Annotated in this window: 26 protein-coding genes and 1 pseudogene; 19 read left to right on the forward strand and 8 right to left on the reverse strand. The window is 70.7% G+C overall.

What is annotated here, in order from left to right:
- Positions 1-7: 7 nt before the first annotated feature.
- Together LWC35_RS24230 and LWC35_RS24235 are read right to left on the reverse strand one after the other, a co-directional pair.
- A complete protein-coding gene (locus LWC35_RS24230; RefSeq protein WP_232872545.1) occupies positions 8-1,201 on the reverse strand; it encodes an acyl-CoA dehydrogenase family protein in 1,194 nt (397 codons plus the stop codon).
- Entirely contained in the window at positions 1,198-2,220 is a 1,023-nt protein-coding gene (locus LWC35_RS24235) for a Rieske 2Fe-2S domain-containing protein (protein WP_232872546.1), read from the reverse strand. Before LWC35_RS24235 ends, LWC35_RS24230 begins: the two co-directional genes overlap by 4 nt.
- A 148-nt stretch (positions 2,221-2,368) precedes the next feature.
- Here LWC35_RS24235 and LWC35_RS24240 point away from each other — a divergent pair, with 148 nt between their 5' ends.
- The 10 genes from LWC35_RS24240 (at position 2,369) to LWC35_RS24275 (ending at position 13,732) form a co-directional block, all read left to right on the forward strand.
- Positions 2,369-3,367 carry a phosphotransferase family protein gene (locus tag LWC35_RS24240; protein WP_232872547.1) on the forward strand — a complete coding sequence of 333 codons (999 nt, stop codon included), beginning with the start codon at positions 2,369-2,371 and terminating at the stop codon, positions 3,365-3,367.
- Between the two features lie 27 nt (positions 3,368-3,394).
- A complete protein-coding gene (locus LWC35_RS24245) occupies positions 3,395-4,540 on the forward strand; it encodes a thiolase family protein (RefSeq protein WP_232872548.1) in 1,146 nt (381 codons plus the stop codon).
- Positions 4,541-5,366: 826 nt separating this feature from the next.
- Entirely contained in the window at positions 5,367-5,573 is a 207-nt protein-coding gene (locus LWC35_RS41055) for a CPBP family glutamic-type intramembrane protease (RefSeq protein ID WP_372463091.1), read from the forward strand.
- 378 nt (positions 5,574-5,951) lie between these two features.
- On the forward strand, positions 5,952-7,715 hold the full coding sequence (locus LWC35_RS24250; RefSeq protein WP_232872549.1) for an ABC transporter permease: 1,764 nt from the start codon (positions 5,952-5,954) through the stop codon (positions 7,713-7,715).
- A gap of 2 nt (positions 7,716-7,717) precedes the next feature.
- Positions 7,718-8,851, forward strand: coding sequence for an ABC transporter ATP-binding protein (locus tag LWC35_RS24255; protein ID WP_232872550.1), 1,134 nt, complete (start codon positions 7,718-7,720; stop codon positions 8,849-8,851).
- On the forward strand, positions 8,848-9,975 hold the full coding sequence (locus tag LWC35_RS24260; protein ID WP_232872551.1) for an ABC transporter substrate-binding protein: 1,128 nt from the start codon (positions 8,848-8,850) through the stop codon (positions 9,973-9,975). Before LWC35_RS24255 ends, LWC35_RS24260 begins: the two co-directional genes overlap by 4 nt.
- Before the next feature lie 616 nt (positions 9,976-10,591).
- Positions 10,592-11,593 carry a ParB/RepB/Spo0J family partition protein gene (locus tag LWC35_RS24265; RefSeq protein WP_232872552.1) on the forward strand — a complete coding sequence of 334 codons (1,002 nt, stop codon included), beginning with the start codon at positions 10,592-10,594 and terminating at the stop codon, positions 11,591-11,593.
- A gap of 289 nt (positions 11,594-11,882) precedes the next feature.
- The gene (locus LWC35_RS41275; RefSeq protein ID WP_504939414.1) at positions 11,883-12,071 is read left to right on the forward strand and encodes a hypothetical protein; all 189 of its coding nucleotides are present in this window, start codon (positions 11,883-11,885) and stop codon (positions 12,069-12,071) included.
- Positions 12,071-12,310: a DUF4192 family protein gene (locus LWC35_RS41280; RefSeq protein WP_504939416.1), complete on the forward strand. Its 240-nt coding sequence runs from the start codon at positions 12,071-12,073 to the stop codon at positions 12,308-12,310. The genes LWC35_RS41275 and LWC35_RS41280 overlap by 1 nt, the downstream gene beginning before the upstream one ends.
- A gap of 975 nt (positions 12,311-13,285) precedes the next feature.
- Positions 13,286-13,732, forward strand: coding sequence for a single-stranded DNA-binding protein (locus LWC35_RS24275; RefSeq protein WP_232872553.1), 447 nt, complete (start codon positions 13,286-13,288; stop codon positions 13,730-13,732).
- 624 nt (positions 13,733-14,356) lie between these two features.
- Here the strand turns inward: LWC35_RS24275 and LWC35_RS24280 are convergent.
- Entirely contained in the window at positions 14,357-14,986 is a 630-nt protein-coding gene (locus LWC35_RS24280; protein ID WP_232872554.1) for a sigma-70 family RNA polymerase sigma factor, read from the reverse strand.
- Positions 14,987-15,171: 185 nt separating this feature from the next.
- On the opposite strand from LWC35_RS24280, the gene LWC35_RS24285 reads away from it, so the two are divergent.
- From LWC35_RS24285 to LWC35_RS24295, 3 genes are all read left to right on the forward strand, one after another.
- Positions 15,172-16,488, forward strand: a complete 1,317-nt coding sequence (locus LWC35_RS24285; protein ID WP_232872555.1) for a vanadium-dependent haloperoxidase — start codon at positions 15,172-15,174, stop codon at positions 16,486-16,488.
- Positions 16,489-16,827: 339 nt separating this feature from the next.
- A complete protein-coding gene (locus LWC35_RS24290; RefSeq protein WP_232872556.1) occupies positions 16,828-17,226 on the forward strand; it encodes a BlaI/MecI/CopY family transcriptional regulator in 399 nt (132 codons plus the stop codon).
- Positions 17,223-18,173 (forward strand): M56 family metallopeptidase, encoded by a 951-nt coding sequence (locus LWC35_RS24295; RefSeq protein ID WP_232872557.1) that lies wholly within the window; start codon positions 17,223-17,225, stop codon positions 18,171-18,173. The genes LWC35_RS24290 and LWC35_RS24295 overlap by 4 nt, the downstream gene beginning before the upstream one ends.
- A 22-nt stretch (positions 18,174-18,195) precedes the next feature.
- Here LWC35_RS24295 and LWC35_RS24300 read toward each other — a convergent pair whose 3' ends face one another.
- Together LWC35_RS24300 and LWC35_RS24305 are read right to left on the reverse strand one after the other, a co-directional pair.
- Positions 18,196-18,657: a hypothetical protein gene (locus tag LWC35_RS24300; RefSeq protein WP_232872558.1), complete on the reverse strand. Its 462-nt coding sequence runs from the start codon at positions 18,655-18,657 to the stop codon at positions 18,196-18,198.
- Between the two features lie 11 nt (positions 18,658-18,668).
- A complete protein-coding gene (locus tag LWC35_RS24305) occupies positions 18,669-19,259 on the reverse strand; it encodes a COG4315 family predicted lipoprotein (protein ID WP_232872559.1) in 591 nt (196 codons plus the stop codon).
- A 267-nt stretch (positions 19,260-19,526) separates the two neighbouring features.
- Here LWC35_RS24305 and LWC35_RS24310 point away from each other — a divergent pair, with 267 nt between their 5' ends.
- Positions 19,527-19,826 (forward strand): DUF3040 domain-containing protein, encoded by a 300-nt coding sequence (locus LWC35_RS24310; protein ID WP_232872560.1) that lies wholly within the window; start codon positions 19,527-19,529, stop codon positions 19,824-19,826.
- Between the two features lie 187 nt (positions 19,827-20,013).
- On the opposite strand, the gene LWC35_RS24315 is transcribed toward LWC35_RS24310, so the two are convergent.
- Together LWC35_RS24315 and LWC35_RS24320 are read right to left on the reverse strand one after the other, a co-directional pair.
- A complete protein-coding gene (locus tag LWC35_RS24315) occupies positions 20,014-20,355 on the reverse strand; it encodes a hypothetical protein (RefSeq protein WP_232872561.1) in 342 nt (113 codons plus the stop codon).
- A gap of 199 nt (positions 20,356-20,554) precedes the next feature.
- A complete protein-coding gene (locus LWC35_RS24320; protein WP_232872569.1) occupies positions 20,555-21,139 on the reverse strand; it encodes a CorA family divalent cation transporter in 585 nt (194 codons plus the stop codon).
- Between the two features lie 788 nt (positions 21,140-21,927).
- Between LWC35_RS24320 and LWC35_RS24325 the strand changes: the two genes are divergently transcribed.
- The 5 genes from LWC35_RS24325 (at position 21,928) to LWC35_RS24345 (ending at position 26,151) form a co-directional block, all read left to right on the forward strand.
- The gene (locus LWC35_RS24325) at positions 21,928-22,104 is read left to right on the forward strand and encodes a hypothetical protein (RefSeq protein ID WP_232872562.1); all 177 of its coding nucleotides are present in this window, start codon (positions 21,928-21,930) and stop codon (positions 22,102-22,104) included.
- Between the two features lie 47 nt (positions 22,105-22,151).
- Positions 22,152-22,406 (forward strand): WhiB family transcriptional regulator, encoded by a 255-nt coding sequence (locus tag LWC35_RS24330; protein WP_232872563.1) that lies wholly within the window; start codon positions 22,152-22,154, stop codon positions 22,404-22,406.
- Between the two features lie 165 nt (positions 22,407-22,571).
- Positions 22,572-23,153 carry a ParB/RepB/Spo0J family partition protein gene (locus tag LWC35_RS24335; protein ID WP_232872564.1) on the forward strand — a complete coding sequence of 194 codons (582 nt, stop codon included), beginning with the start codon at positions 22,572-22,574 and terminating at the stop codon, positions 23,151-23,153.
- Positions 23,154-23,355: 202 nt separating this feature from the next.
- Positions 23,356-24,309 carry a bifunctional DNA primase/polymerase gene (locus LWC35_RS24340; RefSeq protein WP_232872565.1) on the forward strand — a complete coding sequence of 318 codons (954 nt, stop codon included), beginning with the start codon at positions 23,356-23,358 and terminating at the stop codon, positions 24,307-24,309.
- Positions 24,310-25,998: 1,689 nt separating this feature from the next.
- Positions 25,999-26,151, forward strand: a complete 153-nt coding sequence (locus tag LWC35_RS24345; protein ID WP_232872566.1) for a hypothetical protein — start codon at positions 25,999-26,001, stop codon at positions 26,149-26,151.
- Here the strand turns inward: LWC35_RS24345 and LWC35_RS24350 are convergent.
- Positions 26,148-26,274: pseudogene (locus tag LWC35_RS24350) on the reverse strand (IS481 family transposase); the annotation flags it as partial. The gene LWC35_RS24345 and the pseudogene LWC35_RS24350 overlap by 4 nt on opposite strands.

Below are 26,274 nucleotides of genomic sequence, written 5' to 3' on the forward strand. Positions count from 1 at the left end.
CAGCCCCTCATGCGACGAACGGCCGCGGCAGCGTCGCCGCGTCGTCCTTGAGCAGCTCCCGGGCCACGAAGGCCCGGTGCACCTCGTTGGCTCCTTCGGTGATCCGGAACAGGCGCACGGTACGCATCATCCGCTCGATCGGGTACCTGTTCGTGTAGCCGATGCCACCCAGGATCTGCAGGGCCCGGTCCAGGATGTCCCAGGCCATCTCGGTGCCCATGATCTTGACCATCGCCGACTCGGTGCGGCACCGCTCGCCGGCGTCGAGCTTGCGGGCCGTGTCGTGGGTGAGCGCCCGGACAGAGGTGATCTGCATCGCGGAGTCGGCCAGCATGAACTGGATGGCCTGCCTGGCGGCGAGCGGCTCCCCGAAGGTGTGCCTCTCGTTCGCGTACGCCGCGGCGATCTCCAGGGCGCGCGCGGCCGGTCCCAGCATGCCGGCGCCGTAATACAGCGTCCGGATCCGGCCGAACCACTGCTGCCCGAGGGCGAAACCCTGGCCGACCTCGCCGAGCACGTCGGCGTCCGGGACGAAGCAGTCCGTCAGCCTGATCCACGTCGCGATCTTGCCGGACATCGTCCCGGTCTCGCCGTCGACGGCGACACCCGGGTTGTCGGCGCTCACGATGAAGGCGGTGATCCCCCCACGCTGCCGCTTCTCGGGGTCCGTCACCGCGAAGACGACGCCGAAGCGGGCGAGGAAGTACTCGCTCATCATCCCCTTCACGCCGTTGAGCACCCAGCCGCCGTCGGTACGGGCCGCCGTCGTCGTCATCATGCCGCCGGGATCGGACCCCGCTCCCGGCTCGCTCATCGCGATGAAGTAGCCGCAGCCCTCCTCGGCGACGGGACGAACGTACAGCTCGTGCTGCCGCTCCGTCCCGTGGGAGACGATGATCGCCGGCGGGTTCCCGCCGAAGATGCCGGCGCCGTAGTACCCACCGCTCACCCCGCTGACGGTCGTCCGCATGATCTCCTCGAGGAGCACAGCGTTCTCCAGGACCCCGAGCCCCTGGCCACCGAACTCGACCGGCGCCGACAGGCCCCAGAACCCGCCCGACCGTGCCTCCGCCTGCAGTTCCTTGAGCAGCGGCTCGCCAGGCAAGCCCTCGACGGGCAGGTCGGGTTCGAGCGGGACGAGACGCCGCTCGACGAAGTCGCGCAGCGCGGCCCGCCGCTCCTCGAGCTCTCCGGGGTTCACGATCCGACCTCGCTTTCCGTCCGCGCCCCGCCGACCGGCCGCGCGGCGTAGAACTGCCTCTTCCACTTGGTGAACGTGCGGAACGGCGCGACCTCCTCGGCCACTAGGTGCGCCTGCGAGTCGGGCCGACGGTGCGTCCAGATGACCATGTCGTTCTCGACCTGCCGGCACGCCATCTTGAACCGGGCGAGCTGCTCGCCGGACGGCTCCGCGGAGCCGGAGGTGCTGCGCGGCAGCACCATCGTCATCATCACCTCGCAGCGGGTGTCGTCGACAGGGGTCTGCGCCTGGATCAGCGACGCGCCGTCGGAGAACCGGGCGAGGATCAGCCCCAACCCCCAGTTGGTCACCTCGGTGACCGCGTCCACGATCTCGCCGCCGCCGTCCGGGCCATAGATCTTCATCGGCATCGAGAAGCGCACGTGGAAGCGGTGGTCCACCGGGTCCAGCTGCAGGATCGAGCCGATCTCCGGCGTCTCGTGGACGAACTTGAAGTGGCTCATGTCCACGGTGTTCTCGGTGACGAAGTCGATGTGCATCGTGCGGTCCGCGTAGCGGCGCGAGGTCTCCGGCCCGACGGGGCAGAAATCCGGCTCCCCCATCCCCGGCAGCTCCGCCGCTCCCGGCGGGTCGAACGTGGGTTCCCCGCCATCGGGGCTGTACCAGGCCAGCAGCACGGAGCTGCCGAGCTCGACGACCGGCCAGGCCCGCAGCCCGGCCGCGCGGCTGACCCGGGGGCTGTACGGGATATGAACGTTGCGGCCCGAGCGGTCGAACCGCCAGCCGTGGTAGGGGCAGGCCAGCGTCTCCCCGATCGTGCTGCCGCCGTGTCCGATGTGTGCGTTCATGTGCGGGCAGAAGGCGTCGAACAGGCCGACGTCTCCCGACTCGTACCGGCACAGCACCAGGTCCTCGCCGAAGAAACGCAGCGGCCTGGTCTCGCCGCGGGCGAGCTCGTGGGACCACCCGACCTGGAACCAGCCGGCGGGGTGGATACGTGCGGGCTCTCGACGTTCCATCGTCTCCCCCTCTCTCTGGAGTAGCTCGTCGCTCCGCCGGCCCGCGTGGTCTCGGGTCCGTGAGCCTCGCGACGTTCCGGGGCAGCGTCCGAGCGACTATAATCCAACAGTGATTGGAAAGCCATGGTCGGCAGACAAGGAGCTCCGGATGCATTCCGTTCCCACCGAGGTGAGCGCGCCACCGGCCCTCGATCCGTCCGCCCTGGCCGTCTGGCTCCGGGCCCAGGACCTCGACGTGCGCGGCACGCTCCGCCTCATACGCCTCGGGGACGGGCGGTCCAACCTCACGTACACGGTCGAGGACGAGGCGGGGCAGCGCTGGGTAGCCCGCCGGCCCCCGCTCGGCGAGCTGCTCGCCTCGGCACACGACGTGGCCCGCGAGGGGTATGTGCTCGCCGCCCTGCAGCCGACCGCCGTTCCGGTCCCAGAGATCCTCGGGCTCTGCGAGGACGAGCGGGTCGCGAGCGCGCCGGTCCTGGTCATGACGATGGTGGACGGCGCCACCGTGCAGGAGCCCTCCGACCGGGCCGACCTCGACGCGTCGATCCGCCATGAGATCGGACGATCGGCCGCGGCCGGACTGGCGGCGGTGCACGATGTCGACGTCGCCGCGGTCGAGCTGGACGGGCTGTCCAGCCACGCCCCCTACGCCCCACGCCAGCTCCGCCGGTGGTCACGGCAGTGGGAGCAGAGCCGGCTGCGAGCCCTGCCGGCACTGGAACGGCTGACCGGATGGCTGCAGGGGAACCTGCCCGTCCAGCGGGAGACGAGGCTCCTCCACGGCGACTACCACCTCGGCAACCTGCTGGTCGACCGGTCAAGCGGGCGGCTGACCGCGGTGCTCGACTGGGAGCTGTCCACCCTCGGCGACCCGCTCGCGGACGTCGGCTCCATGCTCGGCTACTGGCCCGAACCGGACGCGAGCGACGCCGTCCTGCCGGACCGTCGCACAATGGCCGAGCTGTACGCCCGCGCGTCCGGGCACGATCTCGCCGACCTGACCTACTGGTACGTCCTCGGCCTCTGGAAGATCGCGATCATCGCCGAAGGCATCCGGCGGAGGGCGGGCGCGGCCTCGCCCCTGACCGCGGAGTTCGTCGAGACCACGGTCGAGCGGGCTCACGCCGCGATCTCGACCGGCATCTGAGCACACCCCCAACCTGAGGAGACAAGCATGCGTGACGCCGTCATCGTCGAGGCGGTCCGAACCCCGCTCGGCAAGCGGAAGGGCGCCCTGGCCGGGCTGCATCCCGCGGACCTCTCGGCGCACGTGCTGTGCGCGCTCGCCGAGCGCAGCGAGATCGACCCAGTGGACGTCGACGACGTGGTATGGGGCTGCGTGAGCCAGATCGGCGAGCAGACCTTCGACATCGCCCGCACCTCGGTGCTCGCCGCAGGCTGGCCGGAGACGGTGCCCGGCACGACGGTCGACCGGCAGTGCGGCTCCTCGCAGCAGGCCGTGCACTTCGCGGCGGCGGGCCTGGTCTCCGGGCAGTACGACGTGGTCGTCGCGGGCGGGGTCGAGTCGATGACCCGGGTCCCGATGGGCTCCGCGGTGTCGGGCGCGGACGTGCTCGGCGAGCGGTACCGCGCCCGCTACGGCGACGAGTTCCCGAACCAGGGCCATGGCGCCGAGATGATCGCCGAGCGGTGGGGCTTCTCGCGCACGCAGCTCGACGAGTTCGCCCTCGGCAGCCACGAGAAGGCCGCCACAGCCCGCGACGAGGGCCGGTTCGACGCCCAGATCGCCCCGATCACCACGCCGGACGGCACCGTGGTAAGCCGGGACGAGGGCATCCGCCCCGGCGGCACACTGGAGGGCCTGGCCCAGCTCAAGACCGTGTTCAAGGCCGACGGCATGATCCACGCCGGCAACGCCTCTCAGATCTCGGACGGTTCGGCGGCGCTGCTCATGACAACCTCGGAGAAGGCGAAGGAGCTCGGCCTAACCCCGATCGCCCGAGTGCACACCGCCGTCCTCGCCGCCGCCGACCCGGTGATCATGCTGACCGCGCCGATCCCGGCCACACAGAAGGCACTGAGCAGGTCGGGCCTGACGATCGGCGAGATCGGCGCGTTCGAGGTCAACGAGGCGTTCGCACCGGTGCCGCTGGCCTGGCTGGCCGACCTGGCCGCCGACCCGAAGGCGCTGAACCCGCTTGGCGGCGCGATCGCGCTGGGCCACCCGTTGGGCGGTTCGGGCGCCCGACTGATGACCACGCTCGTGCACCACATGCGCGACAATGGAATCCGGTACGGCCTGCAGACCATGTGCGAAGGCGGCGGCCAGGCCAACGCCACGATCCTTGAGCTGATCTAATCCTGGACGTCGCCGGATCGGTCGCCTGGCCACCGAGGCCCGGGCCATCCTTTCGCACGGATCGCTCTCCTTCATTTATATTCAACGGAGGATTCCGAACAATGGAGAGAATTGACAGAGCCCGAGAAGTGTTGCGTAGGTCAAACTCGTGTCACAACGCTCTGTTCGCGCAAAGGTCTTCGACCTGGCACGTACCAGCCCGAACCCTGCAGGCTCCACTCAAAGTTTGTGATCGGGTGACCTATTGTGCTGGAGCTCATGGCGAAAGGGTGCGAGCATGACCCAAGAAGCCCCTTCGCGTCGGCTAAGACTTCGAGCGCGCAGCCGGCGGGGCTCGGGATCGCCGTCGTCAAGAGGCTGGGCCGTTGGACAGCTTACTCGGCGCCATCGCAGGCGCAGTATCACCGTGTACTGGCTAGGGGTGAGCGCCAGATCGGCAAAGGCGTCCTCGCAATCGTGCTGTCGCTTGTCGGACTGTTCGCTTCAGCGGGGTCATCGGCGACCTCGGTGGGCAGGCGGACCTTCTGCTCGGCCGGCACAGCTGACCGTCGGGGACACGGAGTGCACGTCGATGACGCAGGCCAGCACGGTCGCATCTGTGCACTGATGATTCCGTGGAGCATGTTCCTGCGGCGTTGCTCTATGGGGTGCAAGGCGCCTCGATCATTTCGGTGGTCTCGATCTTTCGCCGTGACGTGTTCGACCGGCGCGGTTCTGACCCTGACGCCGCCATCGCGACGTACATGGGCGATCTTCACAGCCCTCTCGCCGTCTCAGGTCCGAAGCTGGGGCGCAGGACGACCTCCTTTTCCTGTACGCGATCACGATCGTCGTCTCGCCATTGCATAGCGCCGAGGAGGAGTACGGCTTCCGCGGTCTGATGCTCCAGGCCGCAGCGAGCTGGCCGAGAGGGGCCGCGGCTCTCGCTCGGGCTCGGTCCGTCGTATCGGCCGTGTTGTTCGCCGTGATCCACGGTTCCACCGACGTCTGGCACGACATCTACAATCTGGTCTTGACACAACCTTCGCGCTGATCACCTGGCGCACCGGCGACCTTGAGACCTCGGTCGTGTTGCAGACCGCGAACAACACCTTCGCGTTCCTGCTGGCTGGTGCTGCATCGCAAGCTCACCGCTGGCCCAGATTGCCCGGGGGCCCTTCCTGATGTTGCGTGCGCTGCTGGCGATCATCGCCGCACCATCTGGACCGGCACCCGCCGCACCCGCCGCACCGGCCCCCGTCCGCACTCCCTGCGTGATCACGGATGTCGCGGAGCCTTCCTGGCCCAAGGGCCGACGCGGGCCATCCGCATGGTCGCGCGCTAGACCGCTCTACCATTCCCATCAGTGTTAGATTAGTCTCTCGGGCACAGACGCCGCCGTCCACCGAGACGACAGCCAAGGGGATAACCGATGCACACCACTGGCACTGTTGCCAGCGACGAGCACTCCCGAACCGACGTCGCCCACTACCAACCCACTCCGCGCCGACGCATCGGGTTGGTCGATCGCCGAACCGCCCAGACCGCCGCACGCAGGGCATCCGCACTGGTCCTGGTCGCCGTCGTCGCGCTGCTCTGCCTACCGCCCGTCTACTTCGTCATCGACGCGGCCCTGAGTGGCAGCGGTCTCGGCTTCCGCCAGATGCTCCAGGACCGCACGCTGGGCCGCACCGTGCAGATCACAATCACGCTGGCCCTCGGGGCGGTCGTGATCAGCACGGTGCTGGGCATCGTCCTAGCCTGGGGGGCCCAAGGCCTGAGCCGGCGCAACCGCTGGCTCGGTCACATCCCGCTCATCCCGCTCGTGATGCCCGCTCTCGCCGCGGTCACCGGGTTCGGCTACCTGCTCAATCCCAGCATCGGTTTCGGCAACCTGCTGCTCCGCAAGATCATGTTCTGGTCGGGCGCCGAGACCGGGCCGTTCGACGTCAACACGGTCCCGTTCATCCTGATCGTGACCGCGACCCTGCTCACCAGCTTCGTCTACCTGTTCATTCGCAGCGCGCTTGCCCAGCTTGACCAGGGCATCTACGACGCAGCCGCGGCGTCGGGGGCCTCGCCCACCCGCGCCTTCTTCACCGTCATCCTGCCGATGCTGCGGCCGGCGATCGTGTACTCCTCGCTCACCGTCATGCTCCTGGCACTCGGACAGTTCGCCGTCCCGCTGTTCCTCGGCCGCCAGGAGAACCTCAACGTGCTGTCGACGGCCATGTACGTGAGCATGTCGGCGTCGCCGCCGAACATCCCACTGGCCGCTGCGTACGGGCTCCCGATCGTTGTGGCGGGCATCGTGTTCCTGGTCATCCAGCGCGTCGTGCTACGCGACCAGGACCGCTTCGCCAGCACGGGCACGAAGGGGGCGGCGCGCTCGCTGAACAAGAGCGGCTGGCTCTCCCACACCGCGTTGATCGTCTACGGGCTCGTCGCCGTCGCAGCCCCGATCGTGTCGGTCGCGATCGTGGCCTTCCAGCCGTACTGGTCCAAGGACATCGTGATCAGCGAGTTCACGTTCGACAACTTCCGGTCGGTGTTCGCTAACCCACGGCTCGTGGACGCGATCGGGAACACCGCCGTGTACTCGCTGAGCGCATCCGCGATCGCCGTGCCGCTCGGCTACCTGTGCGCGAAGGTCCTGTACCGGCGTCGGCAGCAGAGGGTCATCGCCAGTATCGTCGACGTCCTGGTCTCCATGTCCCTGGGCATCCCGGCGGTGATCTTCGGCGTCGGCTTCCTCCTTGCCTTCACCCACGGCCCGCTGAACCTCTATGGGCGCGGCGCAGGTCTCGTTGCCGTCTACGTCGTCGTCACGCTGCCCTTCATCACCCGTATGGTGCTCGTCGGCATGGTCAACCTCGGTGACAACCTCATCGAGGCGGGTGCGGCCTGCGGCGGACCGCTGTGGCGCCGGATCCTGACCCTGGAGTTGCCGATGCTGCGCCCAGCACTCGGGAACGCAATCGCGATCTGCCTGATCCTTACCGCCCAGGAGTTCGGGGCGTCGATCCTCGTGCGCTCGACTCAGACCCAGGTGATGTCAACCGTCCTCTACGACCAGTTCGCCAACGGCAGCAACTCCCAGGTGGCCGTGATGGCCTTCCTGATGTGTGCGATCACCGGTATCGGCGTGCTGCTTGCCCTGCTGTTCGGTCGCCAGTCCAGCCCGAAGGAGAGCTGACGATGTCCGATCTGAAGGTGAAGGACCTCCGCAAGGCCTTCGGCAGTCACGGCGGGATCGTCGCGGTCGACGATGTCACGCTGGAGGTGCCGCAGGCCGAGATGCTCGTGCTAGTCGGCCCTAGCGGTTGCGGGAAGTCGACCACACTGCGCTGCCTGGCCGGGCTGGAGAACCCCGACGCCGGCGTCATCGAGTTCGGCGACCAGACGATCTTCGACGCCTCCCGGCGGATCGCCGTCCCGATCCACCGCCGAGACATCGGCCTGGTGTTCCAGAACTACGCACTCTGGCCGCACATGACCGGCTGGGACAACATCGCGTTCCCGCTGCGGTCGCGGTGGGCGTCGCGCGAGGAGCAGCGGCGGAGGATCGCAGCAGTCGCCGAGGTCGTCGACCTGGACCGCCGCCTTCTGGACAAGCGGCCAGCTCAGCTCAGCGGCGGTCAGCAGCAACGGGTCGCGCTCGCCCGCGCGCTGGTCGCCGAGCCGAAGATCGTGATGTTCGACGAGCCGCTAAGCAACCTCGACGCCGCGCTGCGCGAGCAACTGCGCTCGGAGATCCGCCGGTTGCACGAGGAGATCCGGTTCACCGGCGTCTACGTCACCCACGATCTCTCCGAAGCGATGGCCCTCGGCGACCGGGTGGCGGCGATGACCGACGGGACGATCGTCCAGATCGGCCGTCCAGAGGAGCTGTTCGCCACCCCGGCGACCAGCAGGATCGCGCGCATGATGGGCTATAGGAGGCTTTGCGCGATCAACCGCGGCGCGGACCGCTGGACCAGTACGGACTGCGTGTTCGCCGGTCCCGCCCCCGACGGACCAGGCCCGTCCTACGAGCTGCTCGCCCGCCCGGATCGCATCACGATCGCCGCCGAGGGTACCGCTGTCCCGTCCGATCATGAGTACCGCGTGCGCGGGGGCGTCGTGGCCGGCGTGGGCTACCTCGGCAACGAGCAGGAGCTGATCGTTGACCTCGGCGGCCGCCACCTGCGGCTCGTCGTGCCCCTCGGCCGGACCTTCGCCCCCGGCGACCGGGTCGACCTGACCGCACGGCCGGCGGACATCCGCGCGTTCCCACTCAGCGACAAGCCTGAACACCCTGACACCCCCTCGGACCAGGAGACGGAAGCATGACGACGAGAACTCGCAACACAGTGGTACGCCGCGTGGCGCGAGCCGTCGCCGCAGCGTGCGTGATTCCGCTGGCAATAGTCGCCTGCGGTGACTACACCGGCGGGGGCGGTGGCGGCACTGCCGACTCCGCGACGCAGGGACCAAGATCCTCGTGGCCGGAGATTCTCTCCGCCGCGGACACCGAGGGCAAACTCGAGGTGTGGTCCGTCCTCAGCCCCGCGCACAACGCCGCCGTTGAGGCAGCGTTCGAGAAGGCCTACCCGAAGATCGACCTCACCATCACCCAGTACGGACCGCCCGACATCAGCACCCGGGTCGACGCCGAGCACCAGGCCGGGGTGAGCTCGGTCGACGTGCTGCTGAGCACGGACCGCATGTGGCACGGCAAGCACCTTACCGACGGCTACTTCCAGAAGATCGTCGGTCCGGACGTGGCCGCCGCCGACAAGTTGCTCCTGAACGGCGCGCCGCCGACCACCAACGGCGCACCGACAGCGAACCAGGCGCTCTACGACGACAACACCCGGCTGATCACCCTGTTTGCCGCCTGGGGCTACGCCTGGAACACCGACGCAGTAAAGACCCCGCCGCCGAGCTTCGACGCCTTGTTCTCTGGCGACACGTACAAAGGTAAGATCGGTATGAACGACCCCAACACGAATTCAGTGAACACGGTCCTCTTCGGGAAACTCAGCGAGCGCTACCCCAATCTGTTCCAACGCCTCGGAGCGCTGCGACCGACGCTGTACGCGAGCTCCGGCCCGGCCTCCGAGGCCCTCGGAGCCGGGGCGGTGGACGCAGTGCTGGCGATCTCCGGCGCCGCGGTGGCGCCGGTCAAGAAGGCGGGCTTCGCATTCGACAGCAAGTTTCCCGCATTGGCGACCCCGCTCTACGCCGAGGTGCTCGCGGCATCCCAGAGTCCCAATGCGGCACAGGTGTTCACCAACTGGTTGATGACTGTGGACGGCCAAACCGCTTGGACCGCTGGCTACGCCTCGGTCCTGCCAAACATCCCCACCGCGAACAACTCGGCGGCCGGAGTCGAGGTGTTTGAGGCAGAAACGGTCGACCCGAACCGTGTAGCGGCGTGGCGCGACCAGCTCAACACCGCTCTAGGTCGCTGATCACGACAGGTATGCCGAGTGAACAGGTCGGGGCGGCGCTAACGGTCCCGGCCGAGCCCCCCGGACGTGACCCTGCGGTGGGGGCCCTGCGCCACGACGCAGGCCCCCCGCCAACCCCGAGCCAGGGCGAGCCCTCCCCCCGGGGAGCTGGTCCCAGCCTGTGGCCGCGAGGGCAGCGGCCCGCGTTGTGGGACTCGCACTCTGCCGTCCCCCGCCCTCGCCGGCGATGAACCGCGCTGACCGGCGCAGGTGAACCCGCCCAAACGGCCCAAAGGCACGCGAATGTCGGCAATACCCGGCCCGCAGCAGCGGGTCCATACCGGCCGGCCAGCACGAACCCCCCCGCCGTCCACGGGCGACGGGGCGCCCGGGCGAGTGGGTTCCGCCCCGGGACGGACCCCACGACCCCCTGGGGGTCGCGGGGACCGACTCGCCTTCTAGGAGGTCCGCGTGAGCACAACCGAGCTCACCAGCACCGACACGGATATCACCACCCCTGCCGACACCCAAGCCGTCTCCGATGACGACACCGCGGCGAAGGCTGCTCCCCAGGCGGCCGCGGCCGAGCCGGAGGCCGAGGCGGACGGCGGGGTGGACGGCGAGGCGGGGGACATCGGTGAGCGATGTGGGCGAACCCCGCCGGTCTGGTGGTCGGGGGATCAACACCCGCACCGAGGTATGGCTCAGCGCGCACTTCGTCGCGGACATCCGCGAGCGGGGAGTGTGGGAGCCGATCACCGTGCGGCGCCGCGACGACGGCGTGCTGGTGGTGCGCAAGGGCCAGCGCCTCACCCTCGCCGCGGTGAAGGTGAGCCTGCCGCGAGTGCGGGTGCTCGTCGAGGCCGCCCTCGACCCGACCGAGGCCGACCGGCAGGGTCTGATCGCCCGCATCGTCTACCTGCTCGGGGAGAACAACCATCGGGCCGGGATCGCCGATCACGAGGAGGTCGCTGCCCACCGGGAGTTGCTCGAGCTCGGTCTCACCGCGGCACAGATCGCCCGCCAGACCCGCGCCCCGACTGCGCGGATCCGCCAGACCGCGCGGGTCGCCTCGAGCGAGATCGCGGCCAGGGCGATGGCGCGCTACGAGCTGACCTTCGACCAGGCCGCGGTGGTGTCGGAGTTCGACGACGGCACCGCAGCGGGCATCGAGGCGGTCAAGGCGCTCACCGTGTGCGCGGCGCGCGAACTTGGCCGGTTCGCCCACGCCGCGCAGCGGGCGCGGAACGACCGCGAGGACCAGCAGCTGCTCGCCGACGCCTTCGCCGAGGCCCGCGAGCAGGGCCTGACCCTTCTCCGGACCGCCGGCGACGGCGAGCAGGACAACGACGAGCACCCCGCGGCGCAGCCGCTGACCGAGCTGCGGTCGCGCGTCGACGATCCCAGTGCACCCGGCTCACCGCCGAGGACCACCAGGACTGCCCGGGGCACGCGATCGCCCTGGAGGTGCAGCGGAACTGGTCTGGCGTGGAACCGACGGTCGAGACCATCGCCTACTGCCTGGACCCCGACGTGTACGGGCACTCCCCGTTCTACGAGCGCCGCCTCACCACCCCCGACGCGGCCGCGACGAAGTCGGACGAGGAGCTGGCGGCGGAGAAGGAGGCCGCGCGGGTAGAGCGCAAGCGGGTGATCGACGGCAACAAGGCGTGGGACGCCGCGGTGCCGGTGCGCCGCGACTTCCTGAGGTCGCTGCTCACCCGCAAGTCCGTGCCGAACAACGCGGCACTGTTCGACGCCACGGCGATGGCCTCGGGTGGGCACGAGCTGCGCAAGGCGTTCGAGGGTGGCAACCAGCTCGCTTGCGAGCTGCTGGGCGTCGAGGTGCCCAGTGGCTGGTACGCGGGCAAGCCCAACCCGCTGCTGAGGCTGCTGGAGAACGCGAGGCGAGCAAGGCCACCCAGGTCATGCTCGCGGTCGTGCTCGCCGCCGACGAGGCCAGCCTGCACCGCAACAGCTGGCGCGAGGGCCACGCCGGGCGCAATCCGCGAGCGATCGCCTACCTGAACGCGCTCAAGGCCTGGGGCTACACCCCGACCCACGTCGAGGAGCTCGTCATTTCAGCTGGACCGCCGAGATCACCGAGCCGGGGGTGATGCGGGCCGCGTGTCTGCGCATGGTGCAGCAGCTGCCCGGCGCGGTCCGCGCCTATGCCGCGACGCTCTGCGCGATCGCCGCGCTCCTCGACGGCGACAGCGCCACCGCCAACGTCGCGCTCGACGTGGCCGAGGAGCTGCGCCCGGGCCTGTCCCTGGTGAGGCTGGTCAGCCAGATCACCGGCCGCGGGATCACGCCCACCGCTCTGCGCGAGCTTATCCGCGACGGCGTGCGATGACCGAGCCCCACGGCCCGGCCCCGCCTCCGACCCCGGGGGCGGGGCGGGTCCTGGGGTCGACCTGGGAGCAGTGCGAGTGGTGCCGCGGCCAGACCTACATCGACCCGTCGATCACCCCGACGAATCCCCGCCTAAAGGCGCATGGGTGCGACGGGACGCCCCCCACCCAGGTCCTCTACCCGGCGGCGCCCGACGACCGCCTACGGGCAGGGTAGGCACCGAGCACCGGATGGACCTGGAGCGGGCACGCCGGTTCACCCGCCCGCGCTGCGACGGCCAGATCCTCCTCGACGGGGACGGCACGCGATCGAGTGCCCCCGGTATGCCGGGTGACCCGGCACCTACCCAGCCCCCCGTCCGCGCACGACGGCCTGGCAGGGCTGCGATGAGCACTTCCCGGCCCTGCCCAGTGAGGCAGAAACCGACGACGACCAGGCCCGCCGCCTGGGCCACGATGACCTGCCTCGCCTGCGTGTCGAGCAGGTGGAGCTGGTCGTCACCAACCGGGACCGCGCCCATGGCCGGAGCGGTCGGTGGGAGCCACCCTCGCCGAGGGCCCGATCCGGCACCAGCTCTTCTAACAGCCGGAGGCGGGGCACCCGAGCCTCCTCGGGCTGACGAGCCGGTCGGGAGAAGCGCCAGGAGGTTGCCGGGCCGGCCCGCGGGACCGGCCGATCCGAATCTCGTCTGGGGGCAGCGGATCCGGTGCACGCCCACGGCGAACTCCCACCGGAGAGGCCGGTGTGGTTGATGGAGACGCCCAAAGGTCAGCACACACCCCGGGCCATGACGCGATGAACCCGCGCCCATCCATCCCGGTGAGACCGCCGCTGCGGTTCCCGAGCTCGGCCTCCGGCCCCGGTGGAGCGGCCACGACCCGGATGGACGAGCCGGAACCCCCGCCCCAGACCAGGGGCGCGCACTGAGGCAAGCCGCGTCATCCCAACACACCGACCCCCGGACAGGAGCCCCACCATGAACGAGCACACCTTCCACGGCACCGTCGGCCGCGAGATCCGGATCAACCACAGCCAGCGCAGCGGCGTCGCGGTGGTCAACTTCTCCATCGCCATCAACTCCCGCCGCTTCGACAAGTCCAAGGGTCATTACGTCGAGCGCCCCACGGTCTGGAAGGACGTGGTCGTGTTCGGGCAGTTCGCCGAGAACGTCTACGACACCCTCACGACCGGCATGCACGTCACGATCACCGGCGAGGAGGTCGACGACTCCTACACCAAGGAGCTCGACGAGCCCGGCCGCGACGACGTGGTCATCCGCCGCACCAAGATCGAGGCCCGCGACGTCGCGGTGAGCCTGCGCTTCCAGAAGGCGCAGGTCGAGAAGGTGCAGCGCTCCCGCGAGCAGCCCGGCGACCAGCAGGGCAACGGCCGGGCGACGACCGCGCCGCAGCCGCTCGGCTGACCGCCCCCGGGCGGCCCGCAACGCGAGGCCGCCCGGGGCGGTGTGCTAGCCGCGGGCAGGCTGTGCTCTTCATCCGTCAACGGCTTCGCCGTTGGCGCCTCGCACCAGCGCGCTGGCCGCCGGCACCATTGGTAGTCACTTCCGTCGGCCGATCAGCCACGGCGTCTCGATGCTCACCGCTCCACCGTCCCGCCGGGGACCGACAGTTCCGGCAGGCGCCAGTACACTTGCTCGGCCGGAGTTCGATCTCCTGCGCCCGCCTGGCGCCAGTCGGCGAGCGTGTCAGACTGGTCGTTGCCGTCCCACGGTGTCTGGATGATCTCGTCCGTGCAGTAGCGGGTTCTGCCCGTAGGAGTTCACGTAATCCCGCGGGCCAGTGCTCAGGTAATTCCGCAGGTGGTGGGTCCTGGTGATGCTTACCCGGTGGCCTCCGTCGCCGGTAGGCCCGCGGGGCGCTTCCGGGGCGGTAGCTGGGGCTGTTGAGTCAGGCAGCTCCCGGTCAAACCCGGCGAGGGCGACGGAGTCCGGTGGCTCCAGGACGACAGCGGCGAACGACACGCTCATGCACACCGATACTGGCGGGGTGGGCTGCCTCGGTGCAGCTCGTCGAGCTCGATCCGCACTTCACCAGCGGCCGGATCGGGAGGTATCGACGGAGGCATCGGCACAGGCCGCCGGGGACTCGGTGAGCTGGCGGCGTAGCGCCCGCAGGGCGTAGTACAACCGGGATCGGACGGTGCCCGCCGGGATACCCAGCGCGGTGGCGGTCCGCTCGGCCGAGGCGTCGCGGTAGAAGATCTCGATGAGCACCTGCCGATGGGCAGGCGTGAGCTCGCCCAGGGCGCGAGTGAGCAGGCGCCGATCGAGCAGGCCCTCGTAGCCGCCGTCGACCTCGTGGTCGAGGACGGTGTCGTCGACGAGGCTGACCGGGTGGGCCCGCGCCGCGCGGGCGGTATCGATCAGCACCCGGCGCAGCACCTGTCGCAGCCACGGCCGCAGTGACCGCTCGCCGGTCTGTAGCCGCGGCATGTTGCGCCAGGCCCGCAGAAAGGTCTCCTGCACCGCGTCCTCGGCGGCGGAGCGGTCGTCGGTGAAGTACTCGGCGTAGGCGAGCAGTGCGTTCGCGTGTTCGTCGTAGAGCAGTCGTAGTGCTTCCCCGGATTCCCCGGGGTCAGTGCCACGCGGGCGCCCTGGTGCGGGAGCGAAGGCAGGGGGCGGCGGGCAGCGGAGCGGGTAGGCGTAGGCCGTGGTCATGTCTACTAACACGGTTAGTAGCAGCGGGCCGTTCAGCTGTCCGGCGACTTCGTCGTCGACGTGATTCCGAGATTGAACGCTGCGTGGCCCGGGCCCCGTGTCTGGTGGCGTGCGCCGGGAGCGGAGGGCTCCGGCGCCCGGTGCCGACGTCCGCACCGCCCGACCCACGGCTGGGAGACCATCGAATGCGCACGAGAACCCGATCCCTCGTCATCTTGGCGGCCGCGGCCGCCGCCGCGGGCATTGCCGTTCCGGCCCTGGCGGCCACCTCCGGCGGCGGGACGTCCGGCGGTGCGGCCGTCCTGGCCGACGTCCCGGGCTCCGGCCAGGCTGTGATCGACTGGAACCGTCAGCTGATCTCGATTCTCGGCACGCCGGATGCCCAGCCGGCGACGGTGCATCCGACCCGCAGCTTTGCGATGTTGCAGGCGGCCGAGTACGACGCCGTCGTCTCGATCACGCATGCCGCCTCGCCCTACCGCGCGGTGACGCCCGCGGCGGACGACGCGCGCCCCGACGCGGCCGCGGACCAGGCCGCCCACGACGTCCTCGTCGCCCTCTACCCGTCGAAGCGCGCCGGGCTCGACACCCAGCTCAGCACCGAGCTGGCCGCGATGCCCGCCGGGCAGGCCACGCAGGACGGCGTCCGGGTCGGTGCGGCGGCAGCTCAGCAGATGCTCGAGCTGCGGGCCTCCGACGGTTCGTCCGCCGCCGCGGCGCCGTTCGTGGCGGGCACCCGGCCCGGGGACTACCGGCCGACCCCGCCGAAGTTCCCCGCGCCGATGTATACCGGCTGGGGATCGGTCACCCCGTTCCTGCTCGACAGCGCCACGCAGTTCACCCCGGCGGCGCCGCCGCCGGTCACCGGTCCCGCGTACGCAACCGCGCTGAACCAGGTGGAGAGCCTCGGGCGCGACGACAGCACGACCCGCACCCCGGACCAGACCGTGGCGGGCAGGTTCTGGAGCGCCTCACCGGTCTGGAACACCTGGAACCAGGTGGCGCAGACGCTCGCCGCGGACCGGAAGGCCAGCCTGGCGCAGGCCACCGCTGCGTTCGCGACGCTGGACCTGTCGTTGGCCGACACGACCATCGCGCTCTACGACGCCAAGTACCGGGAGCACGTCTGGCGCCCGGTCACGGCGATCCAGCTCGGCTCGGCCACGGGCAACCCGGCCATCGTCGCCGACCCGACGTGGAACCCGCTCACGCCCACTGCCGCCGACCCGTCCTACCCGGGTGCGCACAGCGCGCTCAGTGAGGCAGCGGCCACGTCGTTGACCGCCTTCTACGGTCCGCGCCAGGCGGTCGCCATCACCTCCTCCGCGGTCCCCGGGGTGACCCGCACCTTCACCAGCCTCGCGGCAGCGGCCGACGAGGCAGGGCTCAGCCGCATCTGGGCCGGGCAGCACACCGCACTCGACCACCAGGCCGGCCAGCAGCTCGGCCGCCAGGTCGCCGGCGTCGTGCTCGGCGGTCTGCACCTTCCCAGCACCGGCTAACACCACTCCCGGAGGCCCGCAACAGGCAGGGACGAGCGCGCCAGTCGACGCGGTGCCTCCCGCCGCCGGCGGGCCTCCGGTCACCACACAGCTGGCCCGTTCCCGTTACCGCCGGACTCCAGGAGTCCGGCGATGCGGCCCTGTCCCGTCCGGCGACCCGCCCTGTCCGCTCGGCCGACAGGGTGCTCCCGGTGTCCGTCACCGCTGCCCAAGCGTGCCTGGCACGAGGACTGCTCTGCCAGAGCTGTGCTGCCGCGGTGAACGTTCGAGGGCTACGGTCCGTGTGAAGGGAGGAGGGAGGCCATCGGCCGCCCGTCGCCGGAGCCCGGAGGTTGCCCGATGCCGTCGCTACGCCGATCGCGCCCGTTCGGTGACCTGGAGGCCACGGTGATGGAGCTGCTCTGGGCGGCCGGGCGCCCGCTCCTGGTCCGCGACGTCGTCGAGGGGATGCACCCGCAACGCGCGCCGGCCTACACCACCGTCATGACGGTGCTGGACAACCTGCATCGCAAGGGCTGGCTGCAGCGCGAGCGCGACGGCCGGGCGTGGCGCTACGAGCCGGTGCTGAGCCGACAGGCCTACACCGCCCGGCTCATGCACGAGGCCCTGGCGGTCAGCGACGACCGAGCCGGGGTGTTGGCACGATTCGTCGAGGAGATCGACCCGCAGGACGCCGCCGCGCTCGCCGCCGCGTTGCACGAGACGCCCGAGGGGCGCGACCCGGGGACGGCCTCATGACCGTCGGCGGCGTCCTGATCCTCTACGCGGCCCTGGTCGGGTTCGCCGGCCCGCTCGCACTCCGGCGCGCCGCATGGCCGGTCCGCGCGCCTCGGCTGGGCGCCGCGGCCGTCCTCGCCGCGGCCTGGACGGTTCCCATCGCGCTCGTCCTGGCCGGCGTCACCATCGCCCTGCCTGCGAGCGCCCTGTCCGCTGACCTGGGTCAGTTGATCGGGGCCTGCCTGCATCGGTTGCGCGCCGCCTACGGCACTCCGACCGGGGGGATCGTCACCGCGGGCCAAGTGCTGTTGGTGGCCGTCGTCGTGCGGATCGGCTGGGCCGCGGGCCAGGTTGCCCACCGGCGGCGCACCGAGAGTCGCCGGCACCGGCTGTTGCTCAGGCTTGCCGGCCGACGCCGGGCGCACCTGTCCGCCCTGGTGGTCGACCATCCGGGGGCCGCCGCCTACAGCCTCGCGGGCCGGCACTCGGCGATCGTGGTCACCAGCGGGGCGATCGAGCTGCTCACCGAGCCGCAGCTGGGCGCCGTGCTCGCCCACGAGAAGGCGCACCTGGTCGCCCGCCATCACCGCCGACAGGCCGCAGCCGCCCTGGTCGCCGCGGTGCTGCCCGTTGTGCCGTTGCTGCGCGAGGCACCGGCCCGGGTGGGCCGGCTCCTCGAGATGGACGCCGACGAGCTGGCCTCCGAACGCCACGAGCCCCGGGTGCTCGCGAGCGCGCTGGTCGCCGTCACCGGGGCAGGAAGCCGACTCGGCCTTGCGAACCCGCCGCCGGCGATCGCGACGACGACGGCTGCCGGGCCCGCCGCCGACGCTGTCGCGCGGATCCACCGCCTGCTGCGCCCGCCGGAGCACCTGCGGCGCCACACGCTCACCCGCGCCGCGGTCGTCGGGCTCACGATCGCACCGCTTCTCCTCGCGACCGCACCGGCCCTCGTCGCCCTCCAATGACGGGCAAAGCCGGTCGGTCCGGTCAGGGCCTTCGGACCGGGCGGGTGACGGCTCGGCTCGAGCGGCAAAGCAGCAGCGCAACAGCTGCGAGAACGGCAATCGCCTCGGCGACCGCGCCGATGACCTTCTCCGGATACCAGGCGGGCTCGTACAGGTCGGGGACTGGGCCGAAGGCACCGATGTCGACGTAGCGGTAGCTCATGACCGCAGCCAGGGCGCTCGCCGCGACGACCAGAGCCGCGACGTGTACCCAGCGGCGGTGGACCATCACGAGAACGAGCAGTGCGGCCGCGGCGGCGACTGCCGCCTCGGCGAGGAACAGTGCCTGCTCGCTGACCGCCCGGCCACCGGCGGGATAGAACCGGGCGAGGTCGGCATGAACGGCGGCGTCGAGGGCGAGGCCCGCGGCGAGCAGGACGCGCAGCGCCCGCTCGCCGGCACGGCCGCGCCTCGCAGCCGAAAACGGGGCGGCCTCAGTCACCATCTCGGGAGCCATCAGTAGTTGTCACCCGCCGCGCCGTGCATCGGCGCGGGCGCCGGGACCGAAGCCTCGGTGTCGATCTCGTCGCCGGCCGGGGTGACCACGTACCAGGCGCCGCCGAACTGGTCGAGACCCTGGCCGCGAGCGTCGCCGGGCACCCGGTCGCCGGCGAAGTAGTAGAGCGGATGGCCGTTGTAGGTGATCTGCTGGGTGCCGTCGGCCCGCACCGACGTTCCGAGCAGGCCGGTCTGCACGGCCCCGGAGGCGACCGGCAGGTTGCCGTGGGTCAGCAGCGGGGTCCACACCTGGGCGCAGGGCCCGTTGCAGGTCGAGGTGGAGCCGGTGTCCGCCTCGAACCGGTACAGGGTCCGGCCCTGGCCGTCGACCAACGCGGTACCGGGCGGCAACGCCGCGGAGCCGACCCCGGTCGTTCCCGCCGGGTCCGCGGCGGACGGCGCGGACGGCGCGGACGGCGCGGACGGCGCACCATAGGCGGCCGCGCTGGCCTGGCCCCCCTGGCCGGGCAGCGCCGCGTCGAGCGCGATCCCGCCACCGGCCAACAGGGCGGCGACGGCGACGCCGCCGAGGACGTACTTCCGATTCATCTGCTGCCTCCGGTCCGTGCGCGGTGCCCGTGGGCTGTATTGGTTCGGTGTGCTGGAGGCGGGGCGGCTCGCAGGCGCCGCACCCGCCACCTACTCACACGCGCAGCAGCCGAGCCGCGTTCACCGCTCCACCCGATGGCGCCGCGGGTGAACAACCTCCTCGCCGGCAGGCGTATCAGTGGGCATGACGAGCGTTCTGCCCGCGGGCGACCCTCGACCGGGGCCGACACCCCCGGAGGGCGCTACTGCGGCGACGGGAGGCCACCCGTGTTGAGCGAGCGGGAGCTGCGTGTCCTGCGGGAGATCGAGCAACACACAGCGAGGGAAGATCCGCGGTTCGCCACCTCGATGCGACGCCCGCTCACGGCGTGGCAGTCCCAACTGGCCGCCTGCTACGACGCCCTCAGCGTCGTCGCCGTCCTGACCGCGGTGCTGTGCCTGCTGCTGGGACTGCTCGGCGCCGGCCTCACAGCCGCGTTGCTCGCCGTCGGCGCCACGGTGGTACGCCCCAGGCCCTCGGCCGCGTCGATCCGCCAGTGGCGCTCCCGCGACCGACCACGGCAGTGACCCCCTCCGGTGCTTGTCCGCTTTGCGGCGGACAAACCCGAAGGGAGCCCTCCCTGAGCTGATCCTCGATCTGGCACGCCGGCCCCGGACGGATCAGCCTGTACCTACACCGGCATCAGCGTTCGTACGCGGACACACCGCCCTCGCGCTGAACCTGCGCCGCTTCCACGCTCCGTGCCGAGCAGGGTCAGCAGTGCCTCATTTCGTCCGGGCGGGCTTCGACGCTGATCACGTCGCGGTGCACGAACCCGGTCTTGCCCTGCGGGTCCGGGGTCAGACTGATACGAAACCAGTTCTGGTTGCCGTTGATCTCCTGACCCTCGGTAAAGCACAGCGCGACGACCGGCTGGTTGGGCTTCAGGTTGGTGAAGACAGCCCCCGACTGGTCGTTCGCGTCCTGGTACGCCGTCGTAGGGGCCTTGATGTAGGCCGGGTGACCGGCCTCCGCAGCGGTCGCGGACCCGGCGAACCCCACGAGGCCTGCTACAAGGACCGCGGCTCCGATGACAGCGAGAAAGATCTTGCGCATGACGGTTGCCTTTCCGTTCGGTGGTCGGCACCGGGCTTCCGGCGCCGAGCATCAGGTTCGCCGGGAGGGGGTGCTCAGCAGAGTCGGGCGATCGGTGGATCGGGCGGTGGAGTTCGGGCTGGCCCAGAGCGGCTGCCGGCGCGTCCCAGCCATCCACGACGCCGGAAAGAGACGTAGAGCAGGCCGGCGAGGACGCCGATCAGCATCGAGCTGGCCGCGAACCCACGGCTGTGAGAACCCGGAGTAGGGCGTTCTGCCCGTACCGGCCGGTGATGGCGGTCGGGACGGCGATGATCGCGGCCCACGCCGCGAGCTTTCGCGTGATGATGTCGAGCTCGTTGTCCTGCTCGGTGGCGTTGGTCTCCAAGATGCCGCTGACATGGTCGCGCGTGCCGCAGACCGTCTCGGCTGCACCGAGGACATGGTCGTAGACGTCCTGGAACAGGGAGCGATCCCGGGCTGAGCAAGGCGATGTTCTCCTCCTCCCGGCGGAGACACCCGACCACCTCCCGCACGGCCACGGTGACCCGGCGCAGGCGGCCGGGACTCGTGCGCAGCTCGACTCCTCGTCGAGCGATGTCGACGTCGCGCCCGGGCTCGAACAGAGCCTCCCCGAGCTCGTCGCGAGGTCCTCGAGTTGTCGGACCGTCTGGTAGTGGCCGTCCACGACGGCGTCGGCCCACCCGTGCGTCAGGAAACCGACACCACCTGCTGCCAGGGCAGGCGCGGCGTCCCACCGGGCCAGCGCCGCGTCGATGTCGAACGCCGCCCTCCGAATGGTCACCAACGCGCACGGGCGATGAACGCGCTCATCTCACTGGCACGACCTTGTGGCTTCGGGGAGCGAGGCCGGTCCACCCCCCCCCGGGTCTGGAAGCAGCTCGCCCGCGCCGCCGACCGACGAGTTCGGGCGGCCGTGGTCCGTCAAGCGGGCAGCCCCCGCCAGGGGCAGGAGCCCCCGGCCGAGGCCCGGCTGGCTCGGTCGACCCGTTCGATGGTCAGGCCGCCGATGGCATCCTGCCCGCCGGTCTTCGCGCCTGCGCTCTCCTTGATCGCTGAACCTTGCGCCTCCTTGTCGTGAGAACGCGCCGCGCCGTTGCAGGGGTACTGCTAACCCTGGCGTGAGTCTCTGGTCCGAGCGGCCTGCCGGGACCTCAATACCGCCCACGGGTATACAAGGCTGCCAATAACTTGCGCGGAGCTGGTCGCTTCGCGAGGTCGGGACAGGTGGAGGTGCGGGGACTCGGCACAAGAGCCCACCCTCCTCGCTCTTCGACGTCGCGATCCTGCCCGCGAACCGCTCGCCCGGTCCAGGCCCTGCGCTGCGCTCCGGCCGCGCGCGGTCGCCTGCGGCGAGCCCGGCCCGGCTCTCGGAACCCCGGGCCTTCCGGTTCGCGCCGAAGAGCCGAAGAGAGGGGAGACCGACACCCCGCCACGGCGGCTGCCGCCGCGTAGCCCGCCTCGGGCGGATTCTCTCCGGCGCCGTGCGCTGCCCGGACCGGGTCTCGCTCGGAGAGCATCAGGTGCGCCGCACAAGGCGGCAACCAGCGGAAACGGAAGGAGAGAGAACGGATGAAGCTCAGCCGGAGCAGCAAGCGCCAGAGCACCCGTGGCAGCGGCGAGGAGAAGCGGTTCTGCCGCGGCTGCGGCCACCAGCTGTTCGCGACGAGGTGGGGCCACCAGGAGGTCTGCTCGAAGCCCTGCTGCCAGGCGATCGTCCTGGCCCATACCGAGCGCCGCCTCGCCTGACCGGCGACCACCTACCCGAGACCCACACGGCTCGAGAGGAGACCGAGATGGACTGGCGAGACAAGGCCGCTTGCCGCGACCAGGAGCCCGAACTGTTCCTCCCCGTCGGAAACGCCGGGCCCGCGCTCGAGCAGACCGCGAAAGCCAAGGCGGTGTGCGCCCGCTGCCCGGTGAGCCAGCAGTGCCGGGACTGGGCCCGGGCGCACGAGGACAGCGGCGTCTGGGGCGGCGAGGACGAGTACGAGCGCCGCGAGGCCCGCGACAAGCACCGCCGCAGCCGCCGCTCGTACCAAGCCGCATGACCATCACCCACCCGACGACGGGCTGGTGAGACGGGCCAGAAGCTAGCTGGCCCGTCTCACCAGCACCGTACCCGACCAAGGAGAACACCCCGTGAGCACGAACAGAGCACAACCACGATCCCGCCGGCGAGCGAGCCGCGCGACTTCCCCCGCGCGTCCGCGCTGGTGTCCTGTCCCCGGCTCGCCATGCACCCGCGCAACATCCGCACGACACTCACCGATCTCGACAAGCTCGCCGCGTCCATCCGCGCCGAGGGCGTGCCGCAGCCGCAGCTGGCGCACGCCAGGTTCGAGCGCCGCCCCGGCGTGGCCGACCTCGAGGTCATCGACGGACACCGTCGCCTCGCCGCAGCGGAGATCGCCGGGCTGCGCCAGGTACCGGTGATCGTGCGCCCGCGGGTCCCCCACGATGACACGCTGTTCGCGATGCTCGGCGCCGCGCTGAAGGCCGACGTCGAGGACCCGGTCAAGGCCAAGGCGGTGACCGTGCTGAACGAGGAGTTCGACTACACCTGGCCCGAGATCGCCGCCCGCCTACAACTGCCCCGCGACACCGTCCTCACGTGGCGCCAGGACCGCCCGCAGGCGCGTCCCGCCAGGCCGCGCCGGACTCGCCAGGGCAACACGGGCACCCGGGCGCCGCGGACCAAGCCCTCCGTCGTGCACGAGATGTGCGCGCGGTTCGACCGCCGCAGCTCACCGCCGAGCAGCTGCGCGCCCTCCTCGGGGACTGGCAGCCCGGCCTGACTAGCACGGCGCACAACGAGAAGAACACCCCGACCAGCTCCACCCCGACCGACACGACCGGCCCGACCAGCACGGAGGTCCAGGCATGACCATCCCAACCACGATTCCCGCAGCGGCGCGGTGGCCATTGCAGGGTTGCGAACAGCTCGGTTCTGTCGGCCAGACCTGGCAGTCTGCAGACGATCACCTTCGGGAGGACCTCATGTCGGATCCGGGCCGACCGCAGCCACCGCGCGACCAGCCCCGCCGGCGCACGGTGCACCTGCCGCGCCCGACCAGGCTGATGCAGGCCGCTCTCGACGCCGCGACAGCCGGGCTCTACGTGTTCCCGGTGTCGCCCAAGGGCAAGCTGCCCGCGATCAAGGAGTGGGAGGACGCCGCCACCCGCGACCCAGAGCTGATCGAGGAGTGGTGGAGCGCGCGACCGTGGAATCTGGGCCTCGCCGTGGGCAGGTCGAACGTGCTGGTCGTGGACCTCGACCGCCACCGCGGCGCCGAGCCTCCAGCGGAGTACCCCGGTGCTCGCGGTGGAGCCGACGTGCTGGCCCGCCTGGCCGCCGAGGCCGGGCAGCCCGACCCGGTCGACACCTACACCGTGACCACCCCCTCGGGAGGGGAGCACCGCTACTTCCTCATGCCCGAGGGGCCGGAGCTGCGCAACACCCAGGGCCGGCTCGGATGGAAGATCGACACCCGCGGACACGGCGGGTTCGTAGTCGGCGCAGGCTCGGTGCGCGACGAGGGCCTGTACCGAGTGACCCGCCACGGCCGCGTCGCGCCGCTTCCGGAATGGCTCGCCGAGGCACTGACCCCTCCCCCGCCACCGCCGCCCGCGGAGCCGCTGCAGCTGCCGCGCCGCCGCGCAAACGCCTACCTACAGAAGGTCCTCGACGACGAGCTGGCCGAGCTGGCCGATGCCCAGCCCGGCACACGCCACGACGCCCGACTCAAGGCCGCCCGCACTCTCGGGCGCCTGGTCGCCGGGGGTGAACTCGATGAGAACAGCGCCCGCGCTCTGCTGCTGCAGGCCGCGGCCGGGCACATCGGTGCCGATACCCGCGAGAGCGAGGTGGTCCGCGACGTCGAGGACGGACTCGAGTTCGGCAAGCGGCTGCCGAGGATTATCAGGCGCGGTCGCCGGCCCCTGACCGACTGAACCTCGCAACGCGCTGATCTGTCGGTCGTTGCAGCCAGAGGATGCGTTCGCTGTGGCGTCGGAGGTTGCGGTGGCGGTTATTGGACATTGTGGACGGTGGGCGTTGCTCGGCGGTGCGGCAGCCGCGTTGACGCTCGGAGCTACCCCGCTAGCGTGGGCGGCCGACGTGCCGACTCCGCTCGAAAGCGGAGGAACGGGTGGATTCCTGTTCGGCAGCGGTGGCGCCGGCGGCGGGTCTGTCGATTCCGGCGGCACCGGCGGTAGTGGTGGCGGCGGTGGGGTCCTGTTCGGCGGCGGTGGCGGGGGCGGGGCCGTGGATTCTGGCGGTGGCACCGGCGGCAGTGGTGGCACTTCGGCAGACGAGACCGTCACCGACGGGACCGACTCCAGCAGCGCCCCGGTCAGCGGCACTGAACAGCCGCAGCCGGTCTCAGCTGATGTACCCGACCTGGTCCGTCAGACATTGGGACAAGCCTGCTACAACGCTCATAGGTGAGGGCGCCATCGTGTTTCGTGCGCCAGTTGAGTAGGCGGAGCCGTAGACCCGGCAAGGGCCTCCACCGACGGACGACCGACAGCCGGTGCCAAGAGAAATCTCGAGATGCCGCAGTCGGACCGGCTGAGTCCAGCACGTATTTGACACCGGCAAGCCAACAGCTCTCACGATTTCGTATGGCTCGTCTGGGAGTCGCCACCTCGGCCGGTGCTATTCAAGCAGAGCCCCGCCCCGTCCTATCGGGTCCCGACAGGGGGGCGCCCGACGAGCTCGTGGAGGCCGTACCCCCGGTTTAGCTCAAGCCATGCCGGCGTGCTGCTCACAGCAGGCCCGCAGTTGGGGTGGTCACAGGCCAATCGCAGTGATGTTGCGCTGACGGCGGACCTTCACGCCGCGCAAACAGCCAGGCGCAGCCAAGGGGCACGTGAGCCGCGGCTCAGGGTCCGGAAGCGGTGCCGCGTGGGCCCCTCAGCCCACAGCGAGCAGGCGATCAGGACGCCACGAGCACCGCCCGCCATGCGGCCAGGGCCACGGCCGCTGCATCATCGGGCGGCGGTGCCTCACCGCGCCCGAGAGCCTCCAATAGGGCGTCATCCGCGTGGACGTCGTCCAGACACGTCACCGGACATGGTGTCATCGGTCGGATGCCTCGCGGCGCGCGACGACTCTCCACCCTCATGGCGGTGGATTCCCCTTCCACTGTGATTCGAAACGGTAGTGGGCGTGGCCTCGGTGGCAACCGGGCTCACGTCCGCTCCCTACACAGCGCACACGAACAACTTGCGTACCGCACCGAACCGTAAAAGCACCGGGCCCGGTTCAGGGCGTACTGCTCCGTCGCCATCGGTCAGGGGGCAGGCGGCGCCACATGGTGAGCCCCTCCTCGAGATGGTGGAAGGGCACACCCTTCGCCGGCGAGCGAGACCGGTCCCGGCCGGTGCGGGATGTCCTCGGCTGGTCGGCCCGGGTGGACCGCCCACAGGTCAGCAGGACGGGCCGGGGCGAGCGGGCGACGAACCTGGCCGACCCATCCCGCTGAGACCGCGGTGCGGCTGGTCAGCTCGACCTTCGGTCAAGCGCAGCGGTCACACCGGGATGAGCCAGCCAGAACCCCCACCCGTCCCCTTCGGGGACCCCGACCCGCCCTGCTGAGGCACGCCGCGTTCCACCCGCACCGACCACCGGAGGACACGATGGTCACCACCAACAACACCACCACCGACCTCGACATCGCGCAGCTGAGCAACGACGAGTTCGACGCGTACCTGGGCTGGCTGTCGCGCGAGGTCTACCGCCGCAAGCCGGGCGAGATCACCCTCCCGGCCGACTTCGAGGCGCCGTTCTAGCTGTTCTGCCCGGAGAGGTTGGGGACGCGGCTGGCGGGTGGGTGGCCGCCGATTCCGGTGTGTGCGCGGTGGTGATTGTAGAAGTGCAGCCAGCCGGGTAGGGCGGCTCGACGCTCGGACTCG

This window comes from Pseudonocardia kujensis, assembly GCF_021283305.1.
GTDB lineage: Bacteria > Actinomycetota > Actinomycetes > Mycobacteriales > Pseudonocardiaceae > Pseudonocardia > Pseudonocardia kujensis.